This window comes from Mesorhizobium sp. M1409 (assembly GCF_040317535.1).
GTDB lineage: Bacteria > Pseudomonadota > Alphaproteobacteria > Rhizobiales > Rhizobiaceae > Mesorhizobium.
In genome coordinates this window covers 1-13390 of the sequence record NZ_JAMYKV010000022.1, presented here as the reverse complement: position 1 = coordinate 13390, position 13390 = coordinate 1, and the positions used below count along the sequence as shown (strand labels likewise).

Below are 13390 nucleotides of genomic sequence, written 5' to 3'. Positions count from 1 at the left end.
ACGTCGAATAGTCTCAGAGCTCGCCGGCGAGGTAGCGTGTCAGCGTCGCGCGCGCGCCATTCGACCACAGCACGTTGAGCGCATGGGCGAAGGTCTCGACGAACGCCGTCGCGCGGCCGACATCGCCATAGATGTCCTCCATGGCAAGCCAGGCGGCAGGCGCGTCCTTTGCCGCTTTTGCCGTCGTCCGCAACCGGTCCCAACTCGGGTCGTTGGGCTCGATGACGGCGCCGCTGTCCGTCGTGCCGAAGCAGTAACGGCACCAGAGCGCCGATTCCAGCGCCAGACCGGCAACGCTTTTCCCAGCCTTCAGGCGATCGGCGATTGTCGGGATGATGAATTTCGGCTGGCGGTTGGAGCCGTCGAGGCAGAGCCGGCGCACCGTGTCGCCGATCTTGGGATTGGAGAAGCGGCTCTCGATGAGCTGGTAATATTCTTCCAAAACCGTGTCCGGCACCGGCGGCACGGTCGGGATGATTTCGTTCCGTTCGAGCTTGGCCAGAAAACCGCTCACCAGCGGCTCCTGCATCGCCTCGTGGACGAAATGGATGTCCATCAGGCCGGCCGGATAGGCGATGGTCGCGTGACCGCCATTGAGGATGCGGATCTTCATCAGCTCGTAAGGGGCAACATCCCTCACGAACTGCACGCCGACCTTTTCCAGCGGCGGACGGCCATCGGTGAAATGGTCTTCCAGCACCCATTGCCGGAACGGCTCGCAGAACACCGGCCAGTTGTCCTCGAGGCCAAAATCCTTGGCCAGGATGCCGCGTTCGCGGTCCGTGGTGGCCGGCGTGATGCGATCGACCATGCCGTTCGGAAAGGCTACCTTTTCGCCGACCCAGTTCGCCAGATCCTCGTCGATCAGACGGGCCAGACCAATGACGCCGTCGGAGGTGACATGGCCATTGTGGGGAATGTTGTCGCAAGACATCACCGTGAACGGCACCGTCCCCTCGTCGCGGCGGCGCACCAGCCCGGCAAGGATGATACCGAACACCGTCTTCGGCGTGGCGCCTGGCTGGGCGTCGGCAACGATGTCGGGATGGGTCGGATTGAACACGCCCGAGGCCGGGTCGATGAAATAACCGCCTTCGGTGATCGTCAGCGAAACGATCTTGATCGCCGGGTCGGAAAGCCGTTCGATGATGCCGGCCGCGTCGCCCGGCATCAGGAAGTCGATCATGGCGCCGGTCACGCGGGCGCTCATATGGCCAGAGTCCTGCTCGACCACCGTGGTCAGCCAATCCTGCTCTTCCAGCTTGGAGCGGCCGATCTTCTCGCCCTCGAACACTCCGGCGCCGACCAGCGCCCAGTCATGGCCGATGCCCGAATTGAACAAATCGTCGAGATAGACGGCCTGGTGCGAGCGATGGAAATTGCCGACGCCGAAATGCACGATGCCGGCCTTGAGCGCCGAGCGGTCATACTTCGGACCGGCGACCTTGGCGGGCAGACTGGAGAGGTTTGAGGACGAGAGTTTTACGGTCATCTGTTTTACCCTTTGGCCGGGCTGCGGCCTTCGTTACTCCCTCTCCCCGTTTCTCGCGTGGAGAGGATAAGGGGGCGGCACGTCTTCCAAGGTCGATGCGCCCTCCGATGTCGGCCTCTGCTCCCCGCGGAGGTACGAGGAGCAGAGGCCGTCCCCGCCTTAACTCATCCACTGGCCGCCATCGACATTGTAGGTCTGGGCGACGATGTATTCGGCGTCGGCGCTGGCGAGAAAGACCGCCATGCCGGTGAGGTCCTGCGCCGTGCCCATGCGGCCATACGGCACTGCCTCGCCGACCAGTTTCTTCTTCTCGCCCTTCGGCCGGTTTTCATACTTGGCGAACAGCGCATCGACGTGATCCCAGTGCTCGCCATCGACGACGCCAGGGGCAATCGCGTTGACGTTGATGCGGTGCTTGATCAGGTCGAGCCCCGCCGATTGGGTCAGCGAGATGACGGCGGCCTTGGTGGCGCAATAGACACCGACCAGCGCCTCGCCGCGTCGACCGGCCTGGCTCGCCATGTTGATGATCCTGCCGCCCCGGCCAGCGGCGATCATCGAGCGGGCGGCCGCCTGCAGCATGAACAGCGTGCCGGCGACGTTGACCGAAAACAATCTGTCGTAGCTGGCCTTGGTGATCTCGACGATCGGTGCCAGGTCGAACAGCGCGGCGTTGTTGATCAATATATCGAGCCCGCCGGTCTTCGCCTCGACGGCTTTCACCGCCGCTTCGATTGAGGCGAGGTCGGTGACGTCGAGCTTGACCGCATAGGCCTTGCCGCCGATCTCGGCGGCCGTCTTCCGCGCAGCCTCCAGGTTGATGTCGGCAATGGCGACGGTGGCGCCTTCGCCGACATAGGCTTCGGCGAAAGCCCTGCCGATGCCGCGCGCCGAGCCCGTGATCAGCGCGGATTTGCCGGCCAGTCGCATGCTCAGATTGCCTTCCCGTCGGCGCCGAACCGATGCAGCTTGGCCTTGTCGGGTGTCAGGTAGATGGTGTCGCCGTGATGCACGGCCAGTTCGCCGTCGGCACGCACCGTCAGCGGCCCGACGCCATCAGCCTGGACGTGCAAGAACGTGTCGGAACCGAGATGTTCGGCAACGCCGACGGTGGCTTTCCAGTCGCCCGCCGTGGTCGAGATTTCCAGATGCTCGGGGCGGATGCCGATGGTCTTGGCGCTGTATTTGGCAGCCGGCGCGCCTTCGATCAGGTTCATCTTCGGCGAGCCGATGAAGCCGGCTACGAACAGGTTCTTCGGCGTCTTGTAGAGCTCCATCGGCGAGCCGACCTGCTCGATGTTGCCGGCGTTCAGCACGACGATCTTGTCGGCCATGGTCATGGCTTCAACCTGGTCGTGGGTGACATAGATCATGGTCGTCTTGAGCTGATGGTGCAGCTCGCTGATCTCCAGCCGCATCGTGCCGCGAAGTGCTGCATCGAGGTTGGACAGGGGTTCATCGAACAGGAACGCGGTCGGCTGACGCACGATGGCACGGCCGATGGCGACGCGCTGGCGCTGGCCGCCGGAAAGCTGGCCGGGCCGGCGTTCGAGGTAGTTGGTCAGGTTGAGCACGCGCGCCGCGTCTCCCACCTTCTTTTCGATGGTCGCCTTGTCTTCGCCGGCCATCTTCAGCGGGAAGCCGATGTTCTTGGCCACCGTCATGTGCGGATAGAGCGCGTAGGACTGGAACACCATGGCCAGCTTCCGCTTGGCCGGTGCCTCGCCGGTGACGTCGCGGCCGTCGATGTTGATGGAGCCGCCGCTGGTGTCTTCCAGGCCGGCGATCAGCCGCAGCAGCGTTGACTTGCCGCAACCGGACGGGCCGACGAAAACGACGAACTCGCCATTTTCGATCACCAGGTCGAGGCCGGGGATGATGGACGTCGCTCCGAAGGATTTGGAGACGTTCTTGAGCGTGATGTTTCCCATGGTTTCCTCCCCGAGGGGTTATTGTCCGGCGTCTGTTGCTTGCGGCGGTCTTACTTCACGGCGCCAAAGGTCAGGCCGCGCACCAGCTGCTTCTGGCTGAACCAACCCATGATCAGGATCGGCGCGATGGCCAGTGTCGAGGCCGCCGAAAGCTTGGCCCAGAACAGGCCTTGCGGGCTTGAGAACGAGCTGATGAAGGCGGTCAAGGGTGCTGCTTCCGTGGTCGTCAGCCGGATCGTCCAGAACGCCTCGTTCCAGGCCAGGATGATATTGAGCAGCATGGTCGAGGCGATGCCAGGCACAGCCATCGGTGTGAGTACATAAATGATCTCGTTCCACAGCGATGCGCCGTCCATGCGCGCCGCTTCCAGGATCTCGCCCGGGATTTCGCGGAAGTAGGTGTAGAGCATCCACACCACGATCGGCAGGTTGATCAGCATCAGCATGACCATCAGGCCGATGCGGCTGTCGAGCAGTCCCGTGTCGCGGAAGATCAGGTAGATCGGAAACAGCACGGCAACCGCGGGCATCATCTTCGTGGACAGCATCCACATCAGGATGTCCTTGGTTCGCTTGGTCGGCGAGAAGGCCATCGACCACGCGGCGGGTATGGCGACCAGCAGGGCCAGGATGGTAGAGCCTACCGAGAGCAGCACCGAGTTGAAGAAGAACTTGAAGTAGCCGTTCTGCGCCTGAACCTCGGAATAACTCTCGAACGTCCCCGATGGGATGATGCTGAAACCCTGGATGGCTTCCTGCTCCGACTTGAACGAGGTGATGATCGTATAGAGGATCGGGAAGAAGATCAGCAGCGCGACGATCCAGGCGGCAACTGTCGCGATCGTCTTGTGCCGGGTGGTGACTGAGCGTGCCATCGTATCCTCCCTTACTTGTCCAGGTTCTTGCCGACCGCGCGCATGGCGAAGAAGGCAACGATGTTGGCGAGAATGACGGCGATCACACCGCCGGCGGAGGCCTGGCCGATTTTGAACTCCAGCAGCGCCTTCTGGTAGACGAGGAAGGGCAGGTTGGTGGAGGCGTATCCCGGGCCGCCATTGGTGGTGACGAGGATCTCGGCATAGACGGAGAGGAGGAAGATCGTCTGGATCAGGATGACGACCGTGATGGCGCGCGACATGTGCGGCAGCGTCAGATAGATGAAGCGGCTGATGAAGCCGGCGCCGTCCATTTCGGCGGCTTCCTTCTGCTCACCGTCGAGCGACTGCAGCGCGGTCAAGAGAATGAGCGTCGCGAAGGGCAGCCATTGCCAGGCGACGATGATGATGATGGCCAGCATCGGATGCTGCCCGAACCAGTCGATCGGCTGAGCCCCGAAGAAGCGCGCTATGTCGGCGAACACTCCGTATTGCGGGTGCATGATCATGTTCTTCCAGACCAATGCGGCCACCGGCGGCATGACGAAGAACGGCGAGATGACGAGGATGCGCACGATCCCCTGGCCCCACATCGGCTGGTCGATCAGAAGCGCCAGCAGGATGCCGCCGATCACCGTGATCAGAAGCACGCTGACCACCAGGGTGAGCGTGTTGAGGATCGATTGTAGGAAGGCCGGGTTGGAATAGAACAACGCGTAGTTCGAGAAGCCGACGAAGCCGTCGCGGATCGGATTGAGCGGATTGTACTGCTGGAAGGAGAACCAGATGGTGATGACCAACGGCACGATCATCCAGACGAACAGCAGCACCACGGATGGCGCCATCATGAAACGGGCAAGCGAACGGGTCTGCTGAGTAGCCATGACGGTCACCCTTCACTGGTCAGGCTGAATTTTCAAAAGGCGTTAAAGGCGGCCGCCCGAACTGAGAACTCGGGCGGCCGTTGCCGGTCAAAAAGGCGACCGGCATTCGGCACCGGGAGGAGCCTTACTTGATGTATCCGCCTTCGGTCATTGTCGCGGTGGCAGCGTCCTGGGCCTGCTTCAGGGCGTCGTCGACGCTCGACTGGCCGGCAAGAGCCGCCGAGAAGAGCTGACCGACGGTGGTGCCAAGGCCCTGGAACTCCGGGATGGCGACGAACTGGACGCCGACATAGGGCACCGGCTTGACGGTGGGATGCGTCGGATCGGCCGCGTTGATGGAGTCGAGCGTCATCTTGGCGAACGGAGCCGCCTTCTGGTACTCGGCATTGGCATAGAGCGAGGAGCGCGTGCCCGGAGGAACGTTGGCCCAGCCCTCCTTCGAAGCGACCAGTTCGGCATAGTGCTTGCTGGTCGCCCAGGAGACGAACTTCTGGGCGGCATCAGCTTTCTGCGTGCCGGCTGGGATGGCCAGCGACCAGGCCCACAGCCAGTTGCCGCGCTTGCCCAGACCATTGTCGGGCGCCAGCGCATAGCCGACCTTGTCGGCGACCTGGGATGCCTTCGGGTCGGAGACGAAAGATGCGGCGACGGTGGCGTCGATCCACATGCCGCATTTGCCCTGCTGGAACAGCGCCAGGTTCTCGTTGAAGCCATTGGAGGACGCGCCCTCGGGGCCGTCGGCCTTCATCAGGTCGACATAGAACTGCAGCGTGTTCTTCCATTCGGGCTGGTCGAACTGGGGCTTCCAGTTCTCGTCGAACCAGCGTGCGCCGAAGGAGTTCGACATTGCTGTCAGGAACGCCATGTTCTCGCCCCAGCCGGCCTTGCCGCGCAGGCACACGCCGTTCACGCCATTGGCGCGGTCGGTCATCTTGTCGGCGGCCTGCTTGATGAAGTCCCAGGTCGGCGCATCGGGCATCTTCAGCCCGGCCTTGTCAATCAGGTCCTTGCGGTACATGACGAAGGAGCTTTCGCCGTAGAAGGGCGCGGCATAGAGCTTGCCGTCGACCGAAAGGCCGCCGGCGATGGCCGGGATGATGTCCTTGACGTCATAGTCGTCGCCGAGCTTGTCGAGCGGCAACAGCCAGTTCTGCTTGGCCCAGATCGGAACTTCATAGGTGCCGATGGTCATCACGTCATATTGTCCACCCTTGGTGGCGATGTCGGTGGTGACGCGCTCGCGCAGCACGTTCTCTTCAAGCGTAACCCAGTTGAGCTGGATGTCGGGGTTCGCCTTGGTGAAGTCATCGGTCAGCTTTTGCATGCGGACCATATCGCCATTGTTGACGGTGGCGATGGTGATGGATTCGGCGTGCGCGGCGAACGCGAGCGCGCTGGCCGACAACAAGCCCAGGGTGAGCGTGCGAAGTTTCATCAAATTCCTCCCTTGAACCAAGATGAGCATTTGCCTTGGCTTTGGGCAATTACTCACTTGGCGTTAAATATGTCAAGCCGGATTCGATGCTGCAGCGCAGCACTCGGCGCGGCTGATGGATGCGGGGCGGGGGGAAACTGCGAAGACAAACCGCACCCCGCCGGACCTCAGACGACCGGACAGAACGGCGTGCGGTATTGAATGCGGTTGCTGGAGGCCTGCCTGTCAGCAGGCGATCTCGGCCAGCAGCCAGTCGCGGAAGGCACGGATCTTCGGCACGTTGCGGCGTGCCTCCGGATAGACCAGCCAATAGGCATGACCGTCGTCGCCGACCAGGTCGAAGGGCTGGATCAGGCGGCCGTCCGCCAATTCCGCCTTGAACAGCGCCCTGGTCAGGATCGCCACGCCATGGCCGGCGATTGCCGCATTGGCCTCATAGGCCTGCGCACCCATGCTGCTGCCGGGTCGTCGGGCAAGATCGTGCGAGTGCACGCCGGCGGCCGAAAACCACTCGTCCCACCAGATGTCGCCAGGGTCGAGGATCGGCAGCCGCAAGAGATCGGCCGGTTCCTTGACGCCGCCGATGCTTGCCGCGAGCTTGGGGCTCAGCATCGGCGTGAAATCGGCATCGAACAGCTTGTGCACTTCGAGGCCCGGCCATTTGCCGGCGCCCGAGCGGATCGCGATGTCGGCTTCCTCGCGGGTAAAGTCCGTCAGGCGGCTCGACGTCTCAAGCCGGACGGCAAGCGCCGGATGGGCGATCTGGAACGACCCCAGCCGGTGCGCCAGCCAGTTCGAGGCGAAGGTCAGCACGGTGGTGACGCACAGCAACCCGTCGGCCCCGCCGCGCACCGCAGCATAGGCCTGGCCAAGAATGGCGAAGGCCTCGCCGACGGCGGGCGCCAGACGCTGCCCGGCCTCGGTCAATACGATCTGGCGCGGCCGGCGCAGGAACAGCGGCGCGCCGATGCGTTCCTCCAGCACCTTGATCTGATAGCTGACCGCCGCCTGCGTCATGGCGAGTTCACCGGCGGCCTTGGTGAAGGAAAGATGGCGCGCCACCGCGTCGAATACCCTGATCGCCTGCAGCGGCGGGAGTTGCGAAACCTGTCGCGAGCCGAGGTCCGGCATAAGGCCTCCTTATGGATCATGATCGACGTTCGATTGGCAAAGGCGGGCGGCAAGACCGACATTCATCGCCAACCCGTCATTCGGGTTCAGGATAGCGAAGGTTGACGATCATGACCATGGCGCAGCAAAAATGCACTCCCGCTCCGGATCACCGCTGGATTTCGTGGCTCGCGGACGGATTTGGCTGGTTCGCGTTAAAAAAGAAGGCACATCTCGACATCAGGGACCTGTCGCCGCATCTGCGGCGCGACCTCGGTTTCCTCGATGGCAACGACCCTTTCGGGCGGCACCGGTAGCGTGCCTGTTTTATTGCAAATCAGGCGACGTTGCCTCCGGTCAGATGCTGGCCAGCAGCGCGGCAGCGGTCCGTTCATCGGTGATGAGGCCGTTGATCAGCCGTCGGTTGGCGGCCGCCAGGATGCCCGGCAGCTTTCGTTCGCCCATGGCCAATGCGATGACCAGCGATTTTTCGCGCGACGGCAGTGAAGCCGATGACACACGGTCGTTGGTGATGCCCTCGATCATGCGGCCTTCGCGATCGAACACCCAGCCGACGATCTCGGCGATACCGCCGGCCTTCTGCAGCGCCTTCAACTCGCTTTCCGAGATGAAGCCGTCCACGTAGAGCGGCGCCTTGGGACCGAGGTCGCCAATGCCGATGAAGGTGACGTCGGCTTCGGCCGCCAGCGCCAGCGTCGGCTGGATCATCGGCTGGTTGAGCAGCATCTCGCGCTCCTCCGGCGAAGAGGCGATGACCGGCAGCGGCATCGGGAAGGATCGCGCCTTCACCCTGTCGGCCATGGTGAAGATGACGTTGTAGAAAGCGGCCGAGCCGTCAGGCGAGATGTTGCCCGTCAGCGACACCACCTTGTGCTGCGGGCATTCCATCGGCGGCAACTGCTCGATCGCCGCCTTCAGCGTGCGGCCGGTGCCGATCGCCATGACGATCGGCGTCGGAGACCGCAGCCGCCGCTCGATCTCGGCGGCAGCCGCCTCGGCGATGCCGATCGTGGTGGAGGATGAATTGGGATCGCTCGGCACCACTTCGACCAGATCGAGCGCGAAGCGGGATCTCAGCCGTGACGCGAGATCGAGGCAGTTGGCGATCGGATGGTCGACGCGTACCTTGATCAATCCCCCCGACACGGCCAGCGATACCAGCCGCTGCGCCGTCTGCCGCGAAATGCCGAGCGTGGCGGCGATCTGGTCCTGCGTGTTGCCGGCAACATAATAAAGCCAGCCGGCGCGCGCCGCGTCATCCAGCCTGTTGCTGCCACCATCCTGCCGGGTATTCACGTCCTGCCTCCCACGACCGCCGGTTTCAGAGCGGTCCACGCCTACTTTCGCAGGGAACGGCCTGCTGCGCAATTGTCAATCTCTAGGGCAATTGCTTGCCAATTGTCGGCGCAGACAGCCAGAATTTCCACTTCCGGCAATGCCGGCATCAGGCAAAGAAGCGCGGTTGCCGTCCCGACCGGCGGCACGTTCTTCGGTCCCGAAGGTTTATCTCCCGGCGCAAACGCTTTAATGGATCGCAAAAAGGAGCGCTGCATGACACCGAAAGCGGTTTTCTGGGATATGGACGGCACGCTGGTCGACAGCGAACCGCTGCACGAGGCCGCCCTGATGGCCGCGATGCGCAGTGTCGGCCTCATGCCGCCTGATAATCTGCATGAGCGCGTGCTCGGCGTCGCCGCCTGGCCGGTCTACGAGATGATGCGCGACGAGTTCGGCCTGGACTTGCCTTTCGATGACTGGATCGTGCGCAAATACGACCACTATCTGCCGCTGGTCGAAGGCTTGAAGCCGCGCCCCGGCGCGATCGAGATATTCACCGAACTGCGGGCAAAGGGCGTGGCGCAAGCGGTGGTGTCGAATTCGGACCGGATGATCGTCGACGCCAATCTGAGCATGGTCGGTCTCATCTACCCCGGCATGAAGACGGTCAGCCGCAACGATGTGCGCGAAGGCAAGCCGCATGCCGAACCGTTCCTGCGCGCCGCGTATCTGGCCGATGTCGACCCCGCGCACGCCGTCGCTATCGACGACAGCTGGCCGGGCGCCATGGCGGGGCTGGCGGCGGGCATGAAGACGATCTTCTGGCCGGAAAGGCCGATGGAAGGACCGCCCAGCGCCGTCGTCATCAACAGCGCCGAGGAATTGCGCGCCCAGTTGGGACTCTGAGCGCGCCCGCAGGCGCAGGCGTCGCCCCTCACGATCACAGCGTCTTTCTCCCCGTCACTATACTATGGCATTCACACATCTCTTTCCGCTCATGGACGGTAGGTCAAAAATGCCAGCATTTTCAACGCCTGCATCCTAGCGCCGCCAAGGGATCATGACGACATCGCCCTCACTTAAGTCTTTGATTTCACGTTTCTTTAGCCGCCGCAGAAAGATGTGTGAATCCGATAGGTCCCTATACGGGGAGAGGATGCCGGCAGGCAGGTGAGGGGCGGCATCAACGCCCGAAGGGGAGATGGTTCGAAACCTGAAGCGATTGCCCTGGCAGCCGGGGCCAGCCGGGCGCAAATCGCGCTGCGGATCACTGCTGCTCGGCGAACATCAGCCTGGTCTTGGTGTCGGCCATCGCAGGCGACAAACTCCGCTGGATCAGCGCTTCGACATGGTCGTTGCGCTGGCGGGCGCTGTCGGCGCCCATCACCACCACGATCAGGTTGCGGCCGTCGGCGTTGTAGGAGGTGACGATGTTGAAGCCCGAGGCCCTGATGTAGCCGGTCTTGATGCCGTCGACGCCGCGCACGCGGCCGAGCATGTCGTTGTGGCCACGCACCAGCCTGCCGCGGAACATGAAGTCGCTTTCGGAGAAATAGTGGAACTGCTGGGGAAACCGCCGATGCAGCGCCATGCCGAGCACGGCCATGTCGCGCGCGGTCGTCATCTGGCCACCGTCGGGCAGGCCGGACGCGTTGCGGAACAAGGTGCTGGTCATGCCGAGCTGGCGCGCCTTGGACGTCATCATGGCGGCGAATTGATCCTCCGAGCCGCCGAGATATTCGCCGACGGCGACCGCCACGTCGTTGGCCGATTTGACGACGATGGCGCGGATCGCGGAATCGACGTCGATGCTCTCGCCGCGCCGGAAGCGCATCTTGGTCGGCGGTTGCGAGGCGGCATGGTCCGAAACCGGGATCTGCGTTTCCTTGGTGAGGCGGCCGGCGTCCAGCGCCTCGAACAGCAGATACAGCGTCATCATCTTGGTCAGCGAGGCCGGATAGCGCTGCGCCGTCGAATTGACCTCGAACAGCTGCTTGCCGGTCCCGGCGTCGACGACGATGGCGGCGTATTTCTGCGGCGGCGCCGGTACCGCCAATACGGCGTCCGGCGGCGTCACGGTCGTGCAGCCGGCAAGCAGCAGCAACAGGCCAAGGACCGCAAAAACTCTCTGGATGAGCGGAAGGGGACGCAGGTGGGGCAAGGGCAAGTCTGTTCGGGTCAAGCTGTTGCTGAGATAAGGCGAAGCTAACGTAACGCGTCAGCTGCGTCCATTTGGTTAATGGCTGACAGTCCCAGGATTGTCGAGGCCTCGCAGGACTTGATTCCTCGCCCTCGCGGAGGGGGGAGAGGAACCCAGGCTTGCCATTCGCCCCGAAATGGCCTGTTTCCGGTGTCTTTCCTTGCCAAGACGGCGTTTCCCGTGGGAAGTCGTGGTATCTGGTGGCTTGGGGGCTTGGCATGACGAATATCGGGGCCGGGGCCGTAGCACCCTCGCTTATCAGGGCATCGCTCAGCCGCACCGGCAAATGGGCCGGCAGCGTCGCCTTTATCGGAGGTGCGGCTTCCGACATCCTCAATCCACTGGCGCCGTTCGCCGCCTATATCGCGCTGGTGGCCTCGGTCGCGGCCGTCATCATCGCCATTGCCATCGTGCTCAGGCTGGTGCTGGCGGCCAAGGCGCTGCCGGCCTTGATCTTCGCCACAAGTGCTGCCGCCGTCGCCGGCGGCGTCTATGGCCTGCAACAGCAAACCAACGCACAGAACGGGGTGATCGCCAGCCTGGTGCCGGCCATCGCCGGACTGCAGCAGTCGATGGGCATCGTTTCGGCCAAGGTGGCCAAGATCGAGCAGACGGTCACGCAGACGCAGAAGACGGTCGAAGCGGTCAAGCAGTCGACCGACACGGTGGTGAAGAAGACCGATGAGATCGCCTCCGCCCAGCAGCAGCAGACGCGGCAGACGGCGGAAGTGCAGAAGACCACCGATGAGGTGAAGAAGCAGACCGAGACGCTGCAGGCGACGACGCAGCAGATCGCCGCCTCGATCGACACCATCGCCAAGGGCTTTGCCGCCCTTGCCGCGCAAGGCGGGGCGATCGCCGAGCCGAAGCGGCCGGACGAGTTCTACCACAATGCCCGCGTCTACGAGCTCTCCGGCGACATGCTCAACGCGCGGCGCTCCTACCTCGCCTTTGCCGGTTTCGATGTCGACGCCATCGACCCCTACACGCGCTTTGCCACGCTGCTTCGGGTGCAGGACGGCAAGGCCGGCGCGCGCGAAGTGTTCGGCGCGCTTGCCGACAAGGGCAAGGCGCTGTCGATCAAGCTGGTGCATATCCAGCAGTTCGACGACGCCCAGCGCCCCGACAAGCTCAACGCCTTCATCGCGGCCCATGCGGATTTCGCGCCGGCTTATTTCCTGCTGGCGCAGGAGTTTTCGGAGGACCGCCTCGGCGCACAGACGCTGGCCGACAAGCGCAACGAGGCCAAGGCGCTGACCAAATTCGTATCCTACGAGAAGGATGGCGGGCTGCTCAAATATTTCGTCGACCAGACGCAGCTCGCCGACTGGCTGGACCGCAGCCGCAGCCGGCTGGCAGCACTTGGCGATGTGCTCGATCCCGCCCGCTTCGTGCCTTCGCTGACGCCGATGCGCTCGAACCAGGGCTGGTCGATGACCATCTCGCTGCCGGAGCCGGCGACCGCCATCTCGTGGCGCATGGGCGAGACCGGCCCGTTCACCGACACCGGTTTCCTGGCGATGAACGACCAGACGACCGGCAAGCCGATGGCCAATCCGAGCTTCGAGATGCCCGACAGCACCGTGGCCGGGATCATCGCGATCAAATATCTCGACATCAGGGGCCGCGAGACCGGCCCGTTCGACATCCGTTTCGACCCGGACACAGCGCTGCAGCAAGGCGACAAGCAGATCCTCGACCAGTTCTGGACCTCGTGGATCGCCTTCGACTCCGGCGGCAATCACGGCCTGGTCTATTTCACCCAGATGCTGTCCTACCGCTGCGCCATCAAGGAGGTGCATTACAGCCTGGACGGTGCCGCGCTCGACAAATCGCTCGAGATACCGCCTTGCGACAAGAAGGACCCCTACGCCATCCCTTACGACGCCAGGGGCTATTTCAAGGTCGCCGACAGCGTGACGTCGATGTCGGTGCAGGTCACCTACACCGACGGCACCAAGTCGCCGATGCGGGTGTACAAGCGGCGGTAGGATCTCCTTCACCCTCCCCTTGTGGGGAGGGTCGATCCGCGAAGCGGAGCGGGGTGGGGGTGCTCGTAGGCGCGGGGGGCCCCCCCCCCCCCCCCGCCACCGCGCCCCCCCCCCCGCCGCCCCCCCCCCCCCCCCCCCGCCGCCGGCGCCGGCGAGCGAATGACACACAAAAG

General features: G+C 63.5%; 12 protein-coding genes. 3 read left to right on the top strand and 9 right to left on the bottom strand.

The genetic code is table 11. The features are described 5' to 3' along the window. Nucleotides 1-13: 13 nt before the first annotated feature. The 7 genes from NKG99_RS18115 to gcvA all read right to left on the bottom strand — a co-directional run bounded on the left by NKG99_RS18115 (nt 14) and on the right by gcvA (nt 7748). Entirely contained in the window at nt 14-1492 is a 1479-nt protein-coding gene (locus NKG99_RS18115; protein ID WP_352870057.1) for a mannitol dehydrogenase family protein, read from the bottom strand. Between the two features lie 159 nt (nt 1493-1651). Further along, the gene (locus NKG99_RS18110) at nt 1652-2422 is read right to left on the bottom strand and encodes an L-iditol 2-dehydrogenase (protein ID WP_352870056.1); all 771 of its coding nucleotides are present in this window, start codon (nt 2420-2422) and stop codon (nt 1652-1654) included. Between the two features lie 2 nt (nt 2423-2424). After that, nucleotides 2425-3423 carry an ABC transporter ATP-binding protein gene (locus NKG99_RS18105; RefSeq protein ID WP_352870055.1) on the bottom strand — a complete coding sequence of 333 codons (999 nt, stop codon included), beginning with the start codon at nt 3421-3423 and terminating at the stop codon, nt 2425-2427. A gap of 50 nt (nt 3424-3473) precedes the next feature. After that, nucleotides 3474-4298, bottom strand: coding sequence for a carbohydrate ABC transporter permease (locus NKG99_RS18100; protein ID WP_352870054.1), 825 nt, complete (start codon nt 4296-4298; stop codon nt 3474-3476). Between the two features lie 11 nt (nt 4299-4309). After that, nucleotides 4310-5182 carry a carbohydrate ABC transporter permease gene (locus NKG99_RS18095; protein WP_013528414.1) on the bottom strand — a complete coding sequence of 291 codons (873 nt, stop codon included), beginning with the start codon at nt 5180-5182 and terminating at the stop codon, nt 4310-4312. Nucleotides 5183-5306: 124 nt separating this feature from the next. Next, nucleotides 5307-6617, bottom strand: coding sequence for an ABC transporter substrate-binding protein (locus NKG99_RS18090; RefSeq protein ID WP_352870053.1), 1311 nt, complete (start codon nt 6615-6617; stop codon nt 5307-5309). Between the two features lie 225 nt (nt 6618-6842). Continuing rightward, the gene (gene gcvA, locus NKG99_RS18085) at nt 6843-7748 is read right to left on the bottom strand and encodes a transcriptional regulator GcvA (RefSeq protein ID WP_352870052.1); all 906 of its coding nucleotides are present in this window, start codon (nt 7746-7748) and stop codon (nt 6843-6845) included. Between the two features lie 110 nt (nt 7749-7858). Here gcvA and NKG99_RS18080 point away from each other — a divergent pair, with 110 nt between their 5' ends. Further along, complete coding sequence (locus NKG99_RS18080; RefSeq protein ID WP_352870133.1) at nt 7859-8044, top strand: hypothetical protein; 186 nt, start codon at nt 7859-7861, stop codon at nt 8042-8044. 40 nt (nt 8045-8084) lie between these two features. Here the strand turns inward: NKG99_RS18080 and NKG99_RS18075 are convergent, their stop codons facing one another. After that, complete coding sequence (locus NKG99_RS18075) at nt 8085-9044, bottom strand: sugar-binding transcriptional regulator (RefSeq protein WP_352870051.1); 960 nt, start codon at nt 9042-9044, stop codon at nt 8085-8087. 255 nt (nt 9045-9299) lie between these two features. On the opposite strand from NKG99_RS18075, the gene NKG99_RS18070 reads away from it, so the two are divergent. After that, nucleotides 9300-9932, top strand: coding sequence for an HAD family hydrolase (locus NKG99_RS18070; RefSeq protein ID WP_352870050.1), 633 nt, complete (start codon nt 9300-9302; stop codon nt 9930-9932). A 361-nt stretch (nt 9933-10293) separates the two neighbouring features. Here the strand turns inward: NKG99_RS18070 and NKG99_RS18065 are convergent, their stop codons facing one another. Further along, nucleotides 10294-11187: a D-alanyl-D-alanine carboxypeptidase family protein gene (locus tag NKG99_RS18065; RefSeq protein ID WP_352870049.1), complete on the bottom strand. Its 894-nt coding sequence runs from the start codon at nt 11185-11187 to the stop codon at nt 10294-10296. 257 nt (nt 11188-11444) lie between these two features. On the opposite strand from NKG99_RS18065, the gene NKG99_RS18060 reads away from it, so the two are divergent. After that, nucleotides 11445-13217: a methyl-accepting chemotaxis protein gene (locus NKG99_RS18060; RefSeq protein ID WP_352870048.1), complete on the top strand. Its 1773-nt coding sequence runs from the start codon at nt 11445-11447 to the stop codon at nt 13215-13217. The last annotated feature ends 173 nt before the right edge of the window (nt 13218-13390 follow it).

Coding starts and splice junctions, on each gene's coding strand:
- NKG99_RS18115 (WP_352870057.1), bottom strand. CDS start 1,492: ATGACCGTAAAACTCTCGTCCTCAAACCTCTCCAGTCTGCCCGCCAAG.
- NKG99_RS18110 (WP_352870056.1), bottom strand. CDS start 2,422: ATGCGACTGGCCGGCAAATCCGCGCTGATCACGGGCTCGGCGCGCGGC.
- NKG99_RS18105 (WP_352870055.1), bottom strand. CDS start 3,423: ATGGGAAACATCACGCTCAAGAACGTCTCCAAATCCTTCGGAGCGACG.
- NKG99_RS18100 (WP_352870054.1), bottom strand. CDS start 4,298: ATGGCACGCTCAGTCACCACCCGGCACAAGACGATCGCGACAGTTGCC.
- NKG99_RS18095 (WP_013528414.1), bottom strand. CDS start 5,182: ATGGCTACTCAGCAGACCCGTTCGCTTGCCCGTTTCATGATGGCGCCA.
- NKG99_RS18090 (WP_352870053.1), bottom strand. CDS start 6,617: ATGAAACTTCGCACGCTCACCCTGGGCTTGTTGTCGGCCAGCGCGCTC.
- gcvA (WP_352870052.1), bottom strand. CDS start 7,748: ATGCCGGACCTCGGCTCGCGACAGGTTTCGCAACTCCCGCCGCTGCAG.
- NKG99_RS18080 (WP_352870133.1), top strand. CDS start 7,859: ATGACCATGGCGCAGCAAAAATGCACTCCCGCTCCGGATCACCGCTGG.
- NKG99_RS18070 (WP_352870050.1), top strand. CDS start 9,300: ATGACACCGAAAGCGGTTTTCTGGGATATGGACGGCACGCTGGTCGAC.
- NKG99_RS18060 (WP_352870048.1), top strand. CDS start 11,445: ATGACGAATATCGGGGCCGGGGCCGTAGCACCCTCGCTTATCAGGGCA.